The following is a 17,841-nucleotide window of genomic DNA, read 5'->3' as shown; positions in this document are numbered from 1 at the left end:
AAATTCCGTCAATTAATTCTTTATTTTCAATTGAGAGACCAGCTCAGGCCTTTTATCAAACGGTCGTGTCTTGCTTAAGCGCGCTCGAGCTTCATCTTCGCTCAATCCGCTCGAATGAACCAAAGCGTCAAAGACCGCCTCCATCGTGTCTATGAGAATAGGGTCCGGTTCGTCATCAATATTGCTCACAGGTGGTTCATCTGCTTCTGCTGTATCCAGCCAAATACGCTGTACTGGTACAGTCCCTTCTACCAACCGAAGCAGAGCTTCAATATCTTTTTTTAGAGGCCCGGCCCTACCTATCACTGACCTATACAGGTCGTGCTCTCGCGAAAGCCTATACGAGGTTGCACCAGAGGTTTTCCGGATTGCTTGCCAAATATCTGGTACAGCCCCTTCGCGCCCATTTTGACCTTCAACAAGTCTACCTCTGTATGCAAAGACACTTCGAGCTGTTTCACGGGTCTCCTTCGCGATCCGATGTAACTGGGGTTTCAACTTTACGGGCGGACTTGCGGTGGATTTGATCACGTTGATTTTCCAGTCACCATCGACGTTGTTAGGAATGTCGAGCCTGATCCTTGCAAGTCTATGAGGTTCATCCTTGGTCCATTGCCTTCCCCGCTCACCCAGTCGCAACCAGCCTGCAATAGTCAGCAGACGTTTGTTTCGATAGATATAAAAGCCTTGCTGTGAGGACCATCCCTCTGGACCAGCAGCCACTTTGGCTTCATCATGGCCCAGCATGTCTTTATGTGGCAATACATGGCATTGCACCTTTACGTCCGGAGCCCCAACCAAACGATACTCGGTGCTTTCGAGCCGTTTACCAAGATGTCCGAGCATAAAAGGGTCCCAAGGAACGATCCGTTTTTCATTGATGGTTAATTCGAATTGCCCTGCAGCCTTTCCAATAATTCTGTGAAACGTCATCCCCAGATGTGCTTCAACTTGCTCCATAAGTTCCATCATATCATCGCCAGAAAATCCGTCAGTGATTATTCTGTCCAACTTTTCCCACAGAACCACCGTTCCAGAAAGTGAACCGTCGGGCAATTTAAGCCGCTCCAGAGAACCGTGCGCGGCGCCTTCTAGGAGTGGCCAATCTCCACTCGCAGTATTTTCGAGAGCATCAAGATCCCACCGAAGGCAGTTAAATTCACTTTTTGCAGGACGGGATGCGACAGTTAAAGTCCGCGCCTGCGAAAAGCTAGCCGTTTTGAGGCCCATACCAAATCGGCCCAAATCGTCTGAAAGTCTCTCGTCTCTGGGATCACGCGCGCCCAACTGCATAGCTCTTTCAAGTTCGTCATCACTCATACCTTTCCCATTGTCGGCGACACTGATCCAACTGTCACCTTCAGCCCAATGAAAGAGAACATTGACCTGGGTTGCCCCTGCAGGAATAGCGTTGTCGATTATGTCAGCAAGAGCGGTTGCTGTAGTGTATCCAAGCCCGCGTAACGACTCGATCAGCATGCCTGCCTGCGGCGGCGAATTTCTTGTCAAACTTGCCCCCATCAGAGAAGCTCACGAAGAAATTTTGCCCGTACTGGATGGCGCAACCAGTCGATAGCCTTGGCCTCGAGTTGTCTTATCCGCTCTCGAGTAACGCCATAGACTTGGCCACATTGTTCCAAAGTCATTTCATCATTCCCATCAAGGCCAAAGCGGCGAACAATTATATCTGCATGACGTTCAGGCAAGTCCTCGAGGAAGTCTTTGATTATAGCTTGTCGCTGTTGTTCGAGGACCCTTTGGAACGGCTCCAATTCAATATCTGCATCAGAATAAAGATTCTCGTCAAACTCAATTGATAAGCGTGGGATGTTCTCGATTTTTTGTATTTCTGCTAATTCAATCTGGAAGGCCTTGCCCAAGGCACAATGATAATCACTACGAGAAATGTTCCCTGACACACGTTCTCCAAAACGTTCTATTAGGCGAACCTTGGATGCAAAATGTACAGGTATTCGGACAACAGATCTGTGGTCGTCGACTGCCCGTGCGATAGTCTGCCGTATTCTATACTGAGAATACGTTGTGAGCCTGTTCCCGCGACCAGCGTGGAACATTTCGACCGATCTGGTCAGGCCAAAATACCCTTCCTGAAAAAGGTCATCCTCCTCCAGCCCTTCTGTAGGGAACCGGGTAGCAAGACGCCTCAATTGTGTCAGCTGAGAAATACTGGCAGCCTCTATAAGTGATCGGCGCAGAGAAACGCTCTCTTGAAGCTTCATTCTAGCAACCTCGAGCACGGCACTACCCTCAATCTCTTTACAGATCAGTTCCACTGCAAAGCTGGAAAGTTTCATTGAAGCAATGGCATCCTCAGCCCCGTTGCGGTCCCCGGATGTAGCGTCACCTACTTCAAGCAAGGCATGATAAGCGGTCAGATAAGAGAGGGATTCGGACAGTACTTCACCATCTTCGGTTTGACGCATCGGATGAATATCCAACTCTGAAATAACTTCTTGCTTTAGCTCTCCACGTGACATCTGCTCACCAAGGGTTACCGCGACTGAAAGCAACAGTTCGTGGCTTATAAGAACAGAACAAATCTCGCGATTGCATTCGCCTATGCGATCAAACAGCCGCTCTTCAGCCCCCCTTGTAAGGGTAAAGGCCTCGACACCTGGCTTCATATTATTACCCGACAGGACAGCGGTAAGGAGGTCGATTATATCGGAACTGTCAATCGCACCCCGACCCACCCACAATTCGTCGAATAAAGCTTGTCCTTCGTCGCCTTGCAATAATCCAAGAGCGGCCATCTCCCGAGACACATTGGCAAACAGGACGTCATAGGAAAAACTACCACGCACGTTCGAGACCAACTCGTCAATCATTTCTGCGTCACACCTACCAGTTTGCAGGAGCTCATTCACCCAGTTCTCAACATCAGTCAGTGCTACAGCAAAATGCCTTGTAGTAAAGGTAAGAGCTTGCTGGTTCGGACCCCTCGATCTTTGCCCCTCAAGGAAGCTTCGAAAGGTCGACACTTCAGCGTTTTGCGCAGTCGGGACGGCAACTTTTCCAATGTCCTCCCCCTGAATACTGAACCGTCTGAATGCATCCTGATCAAAATCGAACTCGGCGCCATCTTCATCCCCGAGGCTATCGACCCGACCCCCAAACAAAAAGGATTCATCATCATAATCTTCGATGAGCTGGCTTGCGTGGAAGACCGTCGCCTCTTCCTCGCTCTCGAACTCCCAGTCAAAGTCGTCGTCAACGCTGCTTTCTACTTCAATAGAGACAGCAGTGGCTTTTTTGAAGATAATGCTATTTTTTTGCTTCAGTACGTCCTCACGTGGCGCTCTTATTGCCTCAGTTTCGGCCTCAATCGATAAGCTATTTGGAAGAAGACTCTCGAGAAGTGCGGCTACTGCTTCATGGCCGTTCTCACGCGCACGATCATGTGCTCTTTGTCCATAATGGTTTGCAAGACTCGGATCAGAGCCAGCGTTTATGAGACGATCACAAAACAGCAGGCGGCCCTGTGCGGCACAGATGTGCAAAGCGGTGTCCCCCTTGCCATCAATGGCATGCAGCCGAGATGTCGAGATTATCTGATCTAGCAAACCCTCCTCACCTCGGATCAAGTCCACAAGCTCTTTAACGGACAGGCAGCCATCAATATCAGCGTTTAGATTGATTTCAGCCACGTCGAGCAACCAGATTCAAAGCCGTCGAAATGTTTTCACCCTCCGGCTCTTTGCATCCATCTAACTGCAGATTCAGTTTCGGCAAAAGTAACTTCTCACTAAAGAAATTCCATACGCTTACGAATCTGGAAACATAGCGTTCTGTTCGTTGGTATTCTTCGTAAATCTGGCCATGTGTCGGGCAGAAAGGAAGATAGCGGTCCACTCCTGAGGCATGCTTGTTTTCTGTGAAACCCAAAATATCACCACTCCCTGAAAATCACCATAACCACTCTTTGTAAAATAGCTAATCATGTTAGCAGCACACTTAAAGGTAAGCATCAACGCTGCCCTTGATCAAGCTGCGTCTTTTGCCTCGGCCTCGGCGTTTTTAGCATCGATCATGTCCTGATAGGCCCACGGCATGAGATCGTTGATACGGTTTGCTTGATGGTCCTGGATGCGTTCCAGCACCCATGCGAGCCAGGCTTCGGGATTCACTTTGTTCATCTTGGCGGTCTCTATCAACGTATAAGCAATTGCTGCAGATTTGCCGCCTGCTTCTGATCCCATGAAGAGATAGTTTTTGCGTCCCACGGCCACAGGGCGCACTGCGCGCTCGGCTGTGTTGTTGTCCAGCTCAAGAAAGCCGTGATCAAGATAGGGCCGTGCCTTTGGCAGGCGCGCCAGTGCATATTTGATCGCCTTGGCCAGCGGCGTCTTGCTAGAGATCTTGCCCAGTTGCTCTTTAAGCCAGACTTCCAGGTCATCAAAGATCGGCTTGGCGTATTCCTGACGCAGGGCCACGCGTTCCGCAGGGGGCAGGAACCGCGCTTGTGTCTCAACATCATAGAGCTTTTTAATCCGCAGCACGGCTTCGCCCGCCACGGGCAGCTTTGTGCTTTCATAAAGGTCAAAGAACTCACGCCGCACATGGGCCATGCATGCCATCTCTTTGACCCGCCCCGTGCGGTAGGCGTCATTATACCCAGCATAGGCATCCGCATGGGCGTAGCCTTCATAGCTTTCGAGATGCTTGCTGGGATGCTCCGCCTCACGGCTGGTGGAGAACTGGTACCACACCGCAGGTGGAGCTCCGCTGGCCCAAGTGTCTTCTTTTCGGGCATAGACCCACAGTCGCGCGGTTTTGGTCTTATTCTTTCCTTTGCCATTGCCCTTCTGGAGCAGCTTGACCGTTGTGTCATCCATGAAGATCGCCTGCGCCTCAAAGACGTGATCGCAGATTGCATCTGAGACGCGCTCCAGCAGTTTGGTGCATTTGCCGACCCATCCCGCCATGAGCGATCCACTCAGATCAATGCCCTCGTTGGCAAACATCTGGCTCTGGCGATACAGCGGCAGATGATAGCCGTATTTACAGCACAGGATGTGGGCCATCAGCGCGGGGCCGACAAAGCTCTTCGGAATGGGTCGGCTTGGCATCTCAGCCTGAACAACGGCCTCACAACAGGTGCAGGCCAGACGCGGGCGGCCAATTTGGTTCACGATGTAATGTCCCGGGACATATTCCAACTCCTCCATCACATCCGTTCCAAGCACTTTGAAGCTGCCGCCACAGTCGGTGCAAGCATCACTGGGGGTGATGGTCTTTTGGACACGCTTCAGCCCCTTTGGGAAAGGTTTGCGCTTGCGCGGTGTGCGGGGCGGCTTGGCCTCAGCGTCAGAGGGTTCATCATCTGTCTCAACGGCTTGTTCGATCTCAAGTTCTTCAAGGATCAACTCAAGCGCCAGCTGTGCACTGCTTTCGTAAACATACAGGGAACCCCCTCTTTTTTTGGCATGATCTAAGGTGCGATTATTGCGCGAAGCTGGCGATATGGCTGGCGCGATATGAGGATTTTGATGATGAACAAGACTAGGCGTGGCCGAGGTTCCAAATACACGGATGATTTCAAGCGACAGCTTGTAGCGGAAAGCCACACTGCTGGCGTGAGTGTTCCAATGGTTGCCAAGAAGCACGGTGTGGGCACCAACCGGATTTATGCATGGCGCAGCGATGGGCGGTTTCAGCCTGACAAATCAGATATAGGCCAGTTCACCCCCGTAGAGATTGCCGATGCGGGTATGGTGGACACGCCTGCGTCATCCGGCACCAGCATCTTACCTGTCCCCCATATTGAGATCACACTTGAGAACGGTCGCAAGCTGAGCGTGAGCGACGGGGTTGATGCTGGCTTTGTGCTGGAACTGGCGCGAGGACTTGCAGCATGATCCCTGTTTTGGGGGATGCGAAGATCTGGCTTGCCGCAGGAGTTACGGATATGCGGCGCGGCTTCAACGGGCTGGCGGCGCAGACCGCGCAGGTTCTTGCAGCTGACCCTTACGCGGGGCATCTATTTTTGTTCCGTGGCCGTCGTGGCGATCAGATCAAGATGATCTGGTGGGATGGTCAGGGCGCGTGCCTGTTTACCAAACGGCTTGAACGTGGACGGTTCGTATGGCCCTCAGTCAAGGAAGGTAAAGTCAGCCTAAGCCGCGCACAGCTTGCGATGCTGATGGAAGGCATAGACTGGCGTATTCTCAAGAAGACATGGCGTCCAAGTATGGTTGGATAGCTGTATGTTTTATAGGACTTCTTGCCTTTGTGGGATTCCCATGATGCCCGAGATTTGGTATGTAATGGCATGAGTAAGACCCCTCCAAATCTGACTAATCTGCCCCCTGAAGTACAGGCATACGTTGCCGCGCAAACAGCGGAATTGTCAGAGCTGAAGCAAGCGTTTCTCGGGTCATCCCTTGGCCATGCGACGGTACAAAAACGCCTCAAGGATGAGATGGCATCAGTGGACGCCGCCCTGAGTGCCGAGCGCACCGCTCATGCGCGGGCCATCCAGAACCGAGACACCATCATCGCCGATCTGCGCCTGCAACTCCACGGTCACAACAAGCACCGCTTTGGCTCAAAGTCGGAAAGCAGTGCACAGCTGGCGCTTGAGTTGATCCTTGAAGAACTTGAGATCGAACAAGCCGTTGAGACAGATGATGAACCCTCTGACGCTGAGGCCAAGCCGCCCCGCACACCGCGCAAGCGCAAACCTTTCCCAAAGGGGCTGAAGCGTGTCCAAAAGACCATCACCCCCAGTGATGCTTGCACCGACTGTGGCGGCAGCTTCAAAGTGCTTGGAACGGATGTGATGGAGGAGTTGGAATATGTCCCGGGACATTACATCGTGAACCAAATTGGCCGCCCGCGTCTGGCCTGCACCTGTTGTGAGGCCGTTGTTCAGGCTGAGATGCCAAGCCGACCCATTCCGAAGAGCTTTGTCGGCCCCGCGCTGATGGCCCACATCCTGTGCTGTAAATACGGCTATCATCTGCCGCTGTATCGCCAGAGCCAGATGTTTGCCAACGAGGGCATTGATCTGAGTGGATCGCTCATGGCGGGATGGGTCGGCAAATGCACCAAACTGCTGGAGCGCGTCTCAGATGCAATCTGCGATCACGTCTTTGAGGCGCAGGCGATCTTCATGGATGACACAACGGTCAAGCTGCTCCAGAAGGGCAATGGCAAAGGAAAGAATAAGACCAAAACCGCGCGACTGTGGGTCTATGCCCGAAAAGAAGACACTTGGGCCAGCGGAGCTCCACCTGCGGTGTGGTACCAGTTCTCCACCAGCCGTGAGGCGGAGCATCCCAGCAAGCATCTCGAAAGCTATGAAGGCTACGCCCATGCGGATGCCTATGCTGGGTATAATGACGCCTACCGCACGGGGCGGGTCAAAGAGATGGCATGCATGGCCCATGTGCGGCGTGAGTTCTTTGACCTTTATGAAAGCACAAAGCTGCCCGTGGCGGGCGAAGCCGTGCTGCGGATTAAAAAGCTCTATGATGTTGAGACACAAGCGCGGTTCCTGCCCCCTGCGGAACGCGTGGCCCTGCGTCAGGAATACGCCAAGCCGATCTTTGATGACCTGGAAGTCTGGCTTAAAGAGCAACTGGGCAAGATCTCTAGCAAGACGCCGCTGGCCAAGGCGATCAAATATGCACTGGCGCGCCTGCCAAAGGCACGGCCCTATCTTGATCACGGCTTTCTTGAGCTGGACAACAACACAGCCGAGCGCGCAGTGCGCCCTGTGGCCGTGGGACGCAAAAACTATCTCTTCATGGGATCAGAAGCAGGCGGCAAATCTGCAGCAATTGCTTATACGTTGATAGAGACCGCCAAGATGAACAAAGTGAATCCCGAAGCCTGGCTCGCATGGGTGCTGGAACGCATCTAGGACCATCAAGCAAACCGTATCAACGATCTCATGCCGTGGGCCTATCAGGACATGATCGATGCTAAAAACGCCGAGGCCGAGGCAAAAGACGCAGCTTGATCAAGGGCAGCGTTGATGCTTACCTGCTTTCCGACTTTGAGCCAAAGCGGTGCTTGTTGTGACCGTGGAGTTGCAGGCGCAGATCGGCGATGATGGTGTCTCGGTTCTGGATGGCCCGCGCATGAGCGGTGCGCTCGGCACTCAGGGCGGCGTCCACTGATGCCATCTCATCCTTGAGGCGTTTTTGTACCGTCGCATGGCCAAGGGATGACCCGAGAAACGCTTGCTTCAGCTCTGACAATTCCGCTGTTTGCGCGGCAACGTATGCCTGTACTTCAGGGGGCAGATTAGTCAGATTTGGAGGGGTCTTACTCATGCCATTACATACCAAATCTCGGGCATCATGGGAATCCCACAAAGGCAAGAAGTCCTATAAAACATACAGCTATCCAACCATACTTGGACGCCATGTCTTCTTGAGAATACGCCAGTCTATGCCTTCCATCAGCATCGCAAGCTGTGCGCGGCTTAGGCTGACTTTACCTTCCTTGACTGAGGGCCATACGAACCGTCCACGTTCAAGCCGTTTGGTAAACAGGCACGCGCCCTGACCATCCCACCAGATCATCTTGATCTGATCGCCACGACGGCCACGGAACAAAAATAGATGCCCCGCGTAAGGGTCAGCTGCAAGAACCTGCGCGGTCTGCGCCGCCAGCCCGTTGAAGCCGCGCCGCATATCCGTAACTCCTGCGGCAAGCCAGATCTTCGCATCCCCCAAAACAGGGATCATGCTGCAAGTCCTCGCGCCAGTTCCAGCACAAAGCCAGCATCAACCCCGTCGCTCACGCTCAGCTTGCGACCGTTCTCAAGTGTGATCTCAATATGGGGGACAGGTAAGATGCTGGTGCCGGATGACGCAGGCGTGTCCACCATACCCGCATCGGCAATCTCTACGGGGGTGAACTGGCCTATATCTGATTTGTCAGGCTGAAACCGCCCATCGCTGCGCCATGCATAAATCCGGTTGGTGCCCACACCGTGCTTCTTGGCAACCATTGGAACACTCACGCCAGCAGTGTGGCTTTCCGCTACAAGCTGTCGCTTGAAATCATCCGTGTATTTGGAACCTCGGCCACGCCTAGTCTTGTTCATCATCAAAATCCTCATATCGCGCCAGCCATATCGCCAGCTTCGCGCAATAATCGCACCTTAGATCATGCCAAAAAAAGAGGGGGTTCCCTGTATGTTTACACTTAAAGCCCCAATTGAAAATTGAAAAATTCAATGGCCCTGAGTGCCAATCATTAAGAAGGACGATGAAAATATGGGAAATTCTTCGCACTAGAACGCCACAAGCCGAGCAAAGGTTCCACCTCAAACATACGACACGAAAGGACACCGAACGTTCACCAAAGCGGATTGGCAGACTAACCTTGGAGCATGTTACCGAGACCAATTAAGGCGACTTACCGCAAGGCCACCAAGATGACCTTGGATGATCCGAGCTCTTGTGCTCTGTAGCTAGAACCTGGTATCAGAATTCTCACACACTCTTTAAGGAATGATCTGCAGTGGCACTACCCATCCCAATCGTTGATATTTTCGCGGGCCCCGGTGGGTTGGGAGAAGGCTTTTCAGCGCTCGGGCGAGACACTGTCCGCCCCTTTTTCGAAACCGCCATTGCGGCCGAAATGGACAAGCACGCTCATAAAACGCTAACATTAAGGGCCTTTTATCGACAGTTTCCACATCAGAAAGCACCTCAAAGCTATTATGATTACATAGCTGGAAAAAGGGAAACGCCTTACACTGACGATACTCTGGCCCAATGGAACAACGCATCCCAAAAGGTGCTTCATGTTGAGCTTGGAAAATCCGAAGACGATGCTCTGTTGGACAAAAAGCTCGAAGTGTCTCTAGCGGGTCGAGATGATTGGGTCCTGCTAGGGGGACCGCCCTGCCAAGCTTACTCCACAATCGGACGCTGGCAGTACAAGAGCGCCGATGGACACGACATCGGGAGGGATTCTCGAGCACATCTTTATAAGCAGTACTTGCGAATAATTCATAAGCACTGCCCCAAAATATTCATTATGGAAAATGTACGTGGCCTGCTTTCATCAAAGTACTTCGACTTGATAATGAAAGACCTAAAAAAGCCAAATTCCAAAGGCCAAAAGTACAAATTATACTCGATTGGTCAACCTTCTGATAAGGGTTCATCACCCAAGCTTGAGCCATCTGATTTTATAATTCGTGCTGAAGAATATGGGATCCCGCAGCGAAGACATCGTGTAATAATTATGGGTGTACTTGAAACCTGTGATGTCACACCAAGTGTCTTGAGCAAATCGAGCCGCGCAGTATCAGTGGATGCCGCTATTGGTGACCTGCCTAAATTGCGAAGTGGCCTCTCCAAGCTAGAAAACACAGATGCAAACTGGAGATCTGTTGTATCCAATATAATTGCAGCTGAGCATCAAGTATCAGGCGATAAGATACCAAAACAGACAGTGAACCTTACACAGACGTCAAACAGCCGGCCAAAATTACGCAAGGATGCTAACCAAGAACTATTTCAGTGGTTGCATGACGAAAACTTAGCAACGGTGCTAAATCACGAGACCCGCGGTCACATCGAAAGAGACTTAGCTCGGTACTATTTTGCATCAGATTTTGCTCAAAAAAATGGCGTTTCACCAAGAGATAGGAACTTTCCAGAGCGACTGGACCCCAAACATAAAAGCTGGAAGAAAAACAAATTCAATGACAGGTTTCGGGTGCAAGTATCCGATGAGCCTTCAACAACTATCGTGAGCCACATCTCAAAAGATGGACACAGCTTTATTCACCCAGATCCTCTGCAATGCCGGTCATTAACCGTTCGCGAAGCTGCTCGCCTGCAAACATTCCCCGACAACTATTTTTTCGAGGGCCCTAGAACTGAACAGTACAAGCAGGTTGGAAACGCGGTTCCGCCATTGCTTGCCTACCAAATTGCGCAAATTGTAGCTGAAGTTTTTACTCAAGATCACTAAGATGGGTGAACCGCCCCCAGTTTGCCGGATGCTCCAAAGTAAGTATGGATGGAGCCTATGGAAGAAAGTAACAGAGCAAACCGGTTTTCGACCGAGGTCCGCGCCCGCGCGGTTCGGATGATTTTTGAACACGAGCATGAGTATGCCAATCAATCGGCGGCGATCATGGGCTCCTGATAGATCGGGACCAGACGCATGAGCCGCATTAGACGGCGCACGCGATGGCGACCGCATTTGTGGTTGTTGCGCTTCATGTAGCGCCCCATCTGGCGGGACCCGTATCCTATACAAAACAAGCTAGAATGTCGGCCGACATCATTTCTGACCAATTGGTGTTTGGTTCAGGCAGGAGACCCTCAACCATCTCGAATACAAGGCTTGAAGGTGAACCGGCCAACGCCATGATTTTTCATCGATTCCCATGGTTCGCACGGTCATCTTCCAAGCTTCACGTATAAGGACCCCAATGGTAGCTGGCTACTTGTAACAGCATAGTAACCGACCCAACGTTTGGAGTTCACTTTACAAGATAGATCTAATCTGGAACAGGCGTAGCACCGTCAATCAAGCCCTTTGACTTGAGTGTTGCCCAGAATTCACCAGGGATTGGCGTTGAAAACCAATCGACGATCTGTTGAAGCTCGGTCTTGTCCCGCGGACCCGGAATGACCGAGGTGACGATGTCATTCCCAAGCGGAAACTGCAGCGCAGCTGCAGCCAGCGGGACCGAAAACTCATCGGCAACTGCGCTCAGGGCTCTAGCCCTACTGATGACTTCGTCCGGTGCCCTGGCGTAGTTCCACATGTCCCGTCCTGCTAAAATCCCGGAGTTGAACGGGCCGCCACAGATGATCGTTGTTCCTGCTTTACGGCACGCGGGGAAAAGCGTGTCTAAAGCGGTCTGTTCTAGGAGTGTGTACCGACCAGCAAGAAGGAAAACGTCCCACTCACCAATCCCAAGCGCATCTATGCAGACCTGGTTTTCGTTGACTCCTAAGCCGATGGCCTTGACCTGACCGGTCTTGCGCAGCTCATCCATCGCTCGATAGCCACTATGGGCGAGATCTCTGAAGTGACGCTCGTTTTCTTCACCATGCTGGAACGCCCCGATGTCGTGGACCAAAAGGATATCGATGCGCTCAAGCCCAAGTCGTTGGAGATTGTCCTCAAAGGCACGCATAATCCCATCGTAGCTGTAGTCGTAAACAACATTGAACGGCAGCGGGTCGATCATGCCAAAATCCATTGGGTTGCTAACAGCCCCAGGTTTCAGGAGCCTTCCAACCTTGTCTGAAAGTACGTGCCCGTTGCCGCGTAGGGTGTCACCCATCACGCGTTCTGACCGTCCAAATCCATACCAAGGGGCAGTGTCGAAGTAGCCAATTCCAGCATCCATTGCAGCCTGGATCAACTCCACCGCTTGACCGTATTCAAGATCGACGAAGTTCCCCCCGAGCGGTGCCCCGCCCAACCCCAGAGTGTCGATCATCAGCCCAGTACGCCCGACCTGTCGCTTTTCCATTATCTCAATCCGATCTTCGTGCTCTTGGTGTTCGTTGGACACAGCTTAGTATTCCAAGGAGTGCAGCGCCACACCGAACGCGAGTACGGAATGGCACAGGACAAGTTGCGCAATAACAACAAGAACCCAAATCATAACCTTACGAAATTTCCGTCTGTCACACGTAACGGGGTGCGCATTTCCCCTGTGTAGAAAGAGCCTCGGAAGGACCCAAACACTTCAAACTTGCACGTTTAATTCTGCCACCAAGGGCGGATTGCGGACTTTCGCTGCGCCCCGCACGAACGGCAGCTACGCGCAGATAGTATATTTTGCAAAGTTACGCGAATGGCCCATAAATCTCGATCACAGAATGGATGGGAGGTCCTATATCTCCGAAATGCGAACCCTCGTTTTTTGCAACTCATCATTTTCAAGCTTCATGAGTGGGATATGAAGCTCACGATGATGTAATGGGACGACACCCGTCTCCCAGTTGATGAAGTGCTGTTGCACCAACTGGTCAATGACCTCGGATAAATATTCTTCTGGGTTGCTCAGAAAGTCCAACAAGATTTTCTCAGATCCTGAAAGTGCGTGTGTCAGGAGGCCGACATTAAATACAGAGATACCTTCCGCAGCTTTCCAAGCTTTGTTGGTGCCAAGTCCGGAGCGCGTAACAATACCGTGCGAAACCAAAAAATCATCGGAAACCTTTCCGATAGCGACCGACAATGTCCTTTCCTTACTTTCCCTTGATAGCTGCTCAAAAGACGCCACCTGCTTTACCGCTTCAAGGGTTCTAGTCTCTACGTGTCTAGTCATTCTAGCTCCCTCCGGAGGGATCGCAGCTTTAGCCTGAAGCGCTATTATGAAGCGTCTGTCGGTGTCGTAAAGAATGGCGTCTAATTCGCCATCCCGACCTTCATGCGACCAAGGAACGTTGCACTTGAACATTAGGCCTGGAATTTTATCACAAAGATCGGACACCTCTTTTAAAAGCTCAACCTCCAGATGGTGCGCAACAGTCTTGCTGAAGTGGTCAGGATCAGATTTATTTAGAGAATAAAGCATATTTCTCATGCTGGGCATCATTCGGAGCAGCAACGGTGAAGTGAAAATGAATTCTTCCAATTGCACAAGTGGTTGTAGGTAGCCATTTCCCGAACAATTAAACATACCGTTTTTCTCACTTGCCACCAAGAAATCTAGCACTCCACTAATTTGAACTTGGGTCAGTCCCGTCAATCTACATAAAAATGAGACTAACCAGCTGCGCTTGAAAGTCGGTGCAATGCAATCGACGATTCTCCACTGCCACTGAGCTCGATTACCTCTATGATCAGCAGACATTTCATAAAAAGTCGACAAGGCAAAAAGTAGGTCAGACAATGACCATAGGGCTGCCCTGACCTTCTCGAACGCGTCTCTGCTAAATCCAAAAGACTCCGAAAATGCACTATCAGGAATATAAGTTGGTTCCGAGAACGAGGACCGATGCAGTTCGTAATTTGCGGCTGCTCCCTTGATATACGCGGATAAATCTTTGTGGGGGTATAGGCGGGATATGTTGGAAAATACCGTCATGGGGATTTTTTCAGGCTTTTTAGTATCAAACCCGAGGCAAAGCTCCGTCAAGATGACGTCCTTGACCTCACTCATAGCGAAGGCGTCGGATTTGTGCGAAAAATGGAAATTCTCATCCTGTAATTTCACATCGTAGTACTGCTTAGGCTCAAGTTTCAAATGCAACACTCAGAGCCCTTTGGGCATAGGATGTTGTGATGGACATACGAAGCAAGCACCTCAGCAGCGAGGACCGTGGCGTGATATTAGCCGAGCATAATAGGGGCAGCAGTCAGCGGTTGATCGGCCAGCTTTTGCATCGCCCGGCGAGCACGATCTGCCGTGAGCTGGCGCGAGGTCGGCAGGAAGACGGCAGCTATTGCCCGCAAGCGGCGCGGCAGGCCTATGATGCCCGGCGTGCGCGCTGCCGCCGCGAGCGCAAGCTTGTGGAGGGGAGCGATCTTTATCGTTTTGTTCATGGCAAGCTCGTACATCTGCACTGGTCGCCTGAGCAGATTGCGCAGAGACTGCGTCTCATGAAGCCTGATGATCCATCCGCCCATGTGAGCCATGAGACCATCTATGCCGCGATTTACGCGCAGCCACGTGGTGGGCTGAAGGCGGCGATGATCGAGGCGTTGCGTCAAGCGAAGCCTAAGCGTGGGCTCAAGCGCAGGACAGCGGCGGGCAGTGCTATGGTCCCGGAATCATTGCGCATTATCAATCGCCCTGAAGAGATCGAAGCGCGACTGGTACCAGGCCATTGGGAGGGCGACCTCATCAAGGGCGCATTCAATCGCTCGTCAGTGGGGACCTTGGTCGAGCGCAAGACACGCTTTGTCATTCTTTGCAAAATGGACGGCAATGGGGCCGAGGCCGCGCTCGACAGCTTCACCCGCCAGATGAGACGACTACCCGCTGCTTTGCGCAAGAGCATGACCTACGACCGCGGCTCCGAAATGGCCTGCCACCCCGAACTCGCCAGACGGTTGAAGATCGATATCTGGTTCTGCGATCCGCATGCGCCTTGGCAGCGTGGCAGCAACGAGAACACCAACGGACTGCTGCGTCAGTACATGCCCAAAGGAACTGACCTGAACGGTGCAAGCCAAACATGGCTGAACGACGTTGCAAACCTGATGAACAACCGTCCGAGAAAAACTCTCGGTTGGAGAACACCCGCTGAAGCCATGGCCGACGAAATCGCGGCCTTCAAATCAACCGTTGCACTTGATGTTTGAATCCAAGCTGCTGCCTAAACTGTGGCATGATTTCGCAAAAGTGGGCATACATTAGGGCCTCCTGAATCTCTGGGCCATCGCTTGTCTCAAAAGTTTCCATAGCTTCTTGGCCATTTTTCAGGAGTTTCCACGAGCAGTTGCTCAGGTAAGGAGCAAGATACGATAACCGGGCCAGGATTCTTTCAGCTTTGTATTGATCACGTTCTATTTTACTTCCGAACCGACCACCAAAGGTCAGGCTGTCCGCCATCATCATGTAGCCAGTCAAGATGCTGCGTAGTGGTTTTTCCCAAAGGCTAAGTTTGCCAATTGCTTTGTCGCATGATTTCTCAAAGAGCTCGACTTCATTCAATTTCTTCAACCCTATTCTATCGGCAGCACAATTCGTTGCAGACTTTGCCGGTTTTGGCTCGAGGCACAACGCAAGATTGAAAAAAACGCCCGTCAGCTTTTTTAAAGGTTGGGCCAGGTCATGCGAAAACTGCTGATGTGTGGTGCGGCCGCTTCCCGCCCTTGCTGTCGATGCTTTCGTCCAAAGATTAGTTTTTTCGCGGTTGCAGCGAAGGGCAACAAAGTCCGCAGACTGTGAGTTCGACCAGCTCCAAAATTTGCACTCGCAGCGAATGGCCGGTTCGACGGGCCGCACCGCAGCAAGGCGATCAGTGGGTGAATGGCCGGTAAGGGCCGTTAGTACGACTTCAGGCTGCACCCATTTTCAGCGCAAGAAAGCCGCCGGATTGTCGTGCCCAGAGGCGGGCGTAGAGGCCATCTTGTGCCAACAGGGTATCGTGTGTGCCTTGCTCGACGATGTGGCCCGCATCCATGACCACTATACGATCCATAGCTGCGATGGTGGACAGGCGGTGCGCGATGGCCAGAGTTGTTTTTCCAGCCATCAAGCGGTCCAGATTCTCTTGGATCGCGGCTTCAGCTTCACTATCAAGCGCGCTCGTGGCTTCGTCCAACACAAGGATCGGAGCGTCCTTGAGGAGTGCACGGGCTATGGTGACCCTTTGGCGTTGACCACCCGAGAGTTTAACGCCGCGGTCACCGACGAATGCGTCAAGGCCCACGCGGCCCTTGTCATCACGCAGATCGCGAATGAAGCCCATGGCTTGTGCGGCTTGCGCGGCGGCCTCGACTTCGGCGTCCGTGGCGTCTGGGCGACCATAGCGGATATTGTCACGGATGGACCGATGCAGCAGTCCGACATCCTGTGTCACCACACCGATCTGCCCTCGCAAGGAGGTCTGCGTGACATCGCGGACGTTCTGGCCGTCAACGGTCACACGACCGGACTCAACATCGCGCAACCGCATCAAGAGGGAGACGAGGGTCGATTTGCCTGCACCGGACAAACCGACCAAGGCAACTCTCTCGCCGGGGGCTATGGCAAGCGTCAGTTCACGTACCACGGCGTCTGCTTTTCCATATCCAAAGGTCACGTGATCGAACAGGATCTGCCCAGAGGTCAAGTTCAAGTCGGGTGCATTCGTGGCATCCATCAGGGTTGGTTGCGTAGTCATAATTGGCATTGCGTCAGCGATCGTTCCATAGGCGCGACTGATCGACTGGCCCAACCCAATAAACATTCCTGATGACGCCGACAGAGTACGGGCGATAGTGGCCGCCGCAACAAAATCACCCAAACTGACAAACCCAGAGACCAAACCCCACAGACCCACTGCGAAGATAGACACAACCAGCGACACATTCAGCAGATGCACCAAGGCATCCGTGGAAACATAGGCGCGGTTCTCACGGTGCTGGGTGTCGATGGTCTCACCTATGACCTTTTGGATCGCACCTGCCTCGCTGTCTTCTGCGGCAAAAAGTTTCACCATCGCAATGTTGGAATACACATCTGTCATGGCCCCTGTGGCCCGGCTGGTGGCCGCCGCCACTTTGCGTGACCGCGCCGCATAAACCGGAACCGCAAACCATGCTAAAATGATGTTGAGCGCGATCCAGACCACAACCGGCAAGGCCATCATTGGCGATAAGGCCGCCAGCAACACGGCAGCCCCGCCAAAAGAAATAACGACGCGCGGCACCATCTGCATGGCGATCATCATGGACCGCTGCACCGCACCGGAAACCTGCCCGATGCGGCTGGCAACCTGACCCGCAAACACGTCTTCAAAGAAAGAGACGTCTTGGCGTTCGACAGCTTTGTGGGCCTGCCACTGCATCGCGGCTGGCAACAGAACCTGCACCGTTTGCGCCATGAAGGCCCCGCGCACAAAGGTCACGACTGGGTCAACAACAGCAAACAGGAAGACCAAAGCGGCCAGTGTCCATATTTCGTCCGCAACAAATGAAGCTGCACCCTGCGCCGTGACACCGTCGACCACAAAGGCCAGTGCCCAGACCATCGCCAGTCCGATCCCCGCTGAGATTACTGACAACCCGGCAACCGCAATCAAAATGCCACGAAAGAGCTGTGCAAAATGCCAGACCAAACGCCAGACCCCAGTTGCGGGCAGGACGCGCAGGGGAAGGTCGAAGGGTCGTACAAGGTTCTCAAATGGGCGGAAGATGCGGTCTGATATGTTCATAGGATAC

Annotated in this window: 17 protein-coding genes; 5 read left to right on the top strand and 12 right to left on the bottom strand. The window is 52.5% G+C overall.

The genetic code is table 11. The features are described 5' to 3' along the window. Positions 1-12 precede the first annotated feature (12 nt). The 4 genes from OA238_RS09905 to tnpC (OA238_RS09890) all read right to left on the bottom strand — a co-directional run bounded on the left by OA238_RS09905 (position 13) and on the right by tnpC (OA238_RS09890) (position 5,387). The gene (locus OA238_RS09905) at positions 13-1,521 is read right to left on the bottom strand and encodes an ATP-binding protein (protein WP_015495051.1); all 1,509 of its coding nucleotides are present in this window, start codon (positions 1,519-1,521) and stop codon (positions 13-15) included. Continuing rightward, entirely contained in the window at positions 1,521-3,668 is a 2,148-nt protein-coding gene (locus OA238_RS09900; protein WP_144055876.1) for a sigma-70 family RNA polymerase sigma factor, read from the bottom strand. The genes OA238_RS09905 and OA238_RS09900 overlap by 1 nt, the downstream gene beginning before the upstream one ends. Further along, positions 3,661-3,906: a hypothetical protein gene (locus OA238_RS31660; protein WP_144055875.1), complete on the bottom strand. Its 246-nt coding sequence runs from the start codon at positions 3,904-3,906 to the stop codon at positions 3,661-3,663. Before OA238_RS31660 ends, OA238_RS09900 begins: the two co-directional genes overlap by 8 nt. 98 nt (positions 3,907-4,004) lie before the next feature. Continuing rightward, positions 4,005-5,387 carry an IS66 family transposase gene (tnpC, locus tag OA238_RS09890; protein ID WP_245581485.1) on the bottom strand — a complete coding sequence of 461 codons (1,383 nt, stop codon included), beginning with the start codon at positions 5,385-5,387 and terminating at the stop codon, positions 4,005-4,007. Positions 5,388-5,510: 123 nt separating this feature from the next. Here tnpC (OA238_RS09890) and OA238_RS09885 point away from each other — a divergent pair, with 123 nt between their 5' ends. From OA238_RS09885 to tnpC (OA238_RS09875), 3 genes are all read left to right on the top strand, one after another. After that, positions 5,511-5,879 (top strand): transposase, encoded by a 369-nt coding sequence (locus OA238_RS09885; RefSeq protein ID WP_015494727.1) that lies wholly within the window; start codon positions 5,511-5,513, stop codon positions 5,877-5,879. Further along, a complete protein-coding gene (gene tnpB / locus OA238_RS09880; RefSeq protein WP_015494728.1) occupies positions 5,876-6,223 on the top strand; it encodes an IS66 family insertion sequence element accessory protein TnpB in 348 nt (115 codons plus the stop codon). Before OA238_RS09885 ends, tnpB (OA238_RS09880) begins: the two co-directional genes overlap by 4 nt. 69 nt (positions 6,224-6,292) lie before the next feature. Beyond that, a complete protein-coding gene (gene tnpC / locus OA238_RS09875; protein WP_245581484.1) occupies positions 6,293-7,888 on the top strand; it encodes an IS66 family transposase in 1,596 nt (531 codons plus the stop codon). Between the two features lie 118 nt (positions 7,889-8,006). Here the strand turns inward: tnpC (OA238_RS09875) and OA238_RS09870 are convergent, their stop codons facing one another. From OA238_RS09870 to OA238_RS09860, 3 genes are all read right to left on the bottom strand, one after another. After that, positions 8,007-8,303: a hypothetical protein gene (locus OA238_RS09870; RefSeq protein ID WP_044036619.1), complete on the bottom strand. Its 297-nt coding sequence runs from the start codon at positions 8,301-8,303 to the stop codon at positions 8,007-8,009. Between the two features lie 69 nt (positions 8,304-8,372). After that, positions 8,373-8,720, bottom strand: a complete 348-nt coding sequence (gene tnpB, locus OA238_RS09865) for an IS66 family insertion sequence element accessory protein TnpB (protein WP_015494728.1) — start codon at positions 8,718-8,720, stop codon at positions 8,373-8,375. After that, positions 8,717-9,085, bottom strand: coding sequence for a transposase (locus OA238_RS09860; protein WP_015494727.1), 369 nt, complete (start codon positions 9,083-9,085; stop codon positions 8,717-8,719). Before OA238_RS09860 ends, tnpB (OA238_RS09865) begins: the two co-directional genes overlap by 4 nt. A 416-nt stretch (positions 9,086-9,501) precedes the next feature. Here OA238_RS09860 and OA238_RS09855 point away from each other — a divergent pair, with 416 nt between their 5' ends. Then, positions 9,502-10,968 (top strand): DNA cytosine methyltransferase, encoded by a 1,467-nt coding sequence (locus OA238_RS09855; protein WP_015495048.1) that lies wholly within the window; start codon positions 9,502-9,504, stop codon positions 10,966-10,968. 149 nt (positions 10,969-11,117) lie between these two features. On the opposite strand, the gene OA238_RS31655 is transcribed toward OA238_RS09855, so the two are convergent. From OA238_RS31655 to OA238_RS09845, 3 genes are all read right to left on the bottom strand, one after another. Next, positions 11,118-11,264 (bottom strand): IS3 family transposase, encoded by a 147-nt coding sequence (locus OA238_RS31655; RefSeq protein WP_420806484.1) that lies wholly within the window; start codon positions 11,262-11,264, stop codon positions 11,118-11,120. Positions 11,265-11,503: 239 nt separating this feature from the next. Next, positions 11,504-12,490: an aldo/keto reductase gene (locus OA238_RS09850; protein WP_015495047.1), complete on the bottom strand. Its 987-nt coding sequence runs from the start codon at positions 12,488-12,490 to the stop codon at positions 11,504-11,506. A gap of 366 nt (positions 12,491-12,856) precedes the next feature. Beyond that, positions 12,857-14,224: a hypothetical protein gene (locus OA238_RS09845; RefSeq protein ID WP_015495046.1), complete on the bottom strand. Its 1,368-nt coding sequence runs from the start codon at positions 14,222-14,224 to the stop codon at positions 12,857-12,859. Positions 14,225-14,253: 29 nt separating this feature from the next. On the opposite strand from OA238_RS09845, the gene OA238_RS09840 reads away from it, so the two are divergent. After that, on the top strand, positions 14,254-15,276 hold the full coding sequence (locus OA238_RS09840) for an IS30 family transposase (RefSeq protein WP_015494757.1): 1,023 nt from the start codon (positions 14,254-14,256) through the stop codon (positions 15,274-15,276). Here OA238_RS09840 and OA238_RS09835 read toward each other — a convergent pair. Further along, complete coding sequence (locus OA238_RS09835; RefSeq protein WP_044036617.1) at positions 15,248-15,985, bottom strand: hypothetical protein; 738 nt, start codon at positions 15,983-15,985, stop codon at positions 15,248-15,250. The two genes, OA238_RS09840 and OA238_RS09835, sit on opposite strands and share 29 nt — an antisense overlap. Beyond that, the gene (locus OA238_RS09830; RefSeq protein WP_044036615.1) at positions 15,975-17,834 is read right to left on the bottom strand and encodes an ABC transporter ATP-binding protein; all 1,860 of its coding nucleotides are present in this window, start codon (positions 17,832-17,834) and stop codon (positions 15,975-15,977) included. Before OA238_RS09830 ends, OA238_RS09835 begins: the two co-directional genes overlap by 11 nt. Between the last annotated feature and the right edge of the window lie 7 nt (positions 17,835-17,841).

The organism is Octadecabacter arcticus 238 (assembly GCF_000155735.2).
Lineage (GTDB): Bacteria > Pseudomonadota > Alphaproteobacteria > Rhodobacterales > Rhodobacteraceae > Octadecabacter > Octadecabacter arcticus.
This window is presented reverse-complemented; position numbering and strand designations above follow the sequence as displayed.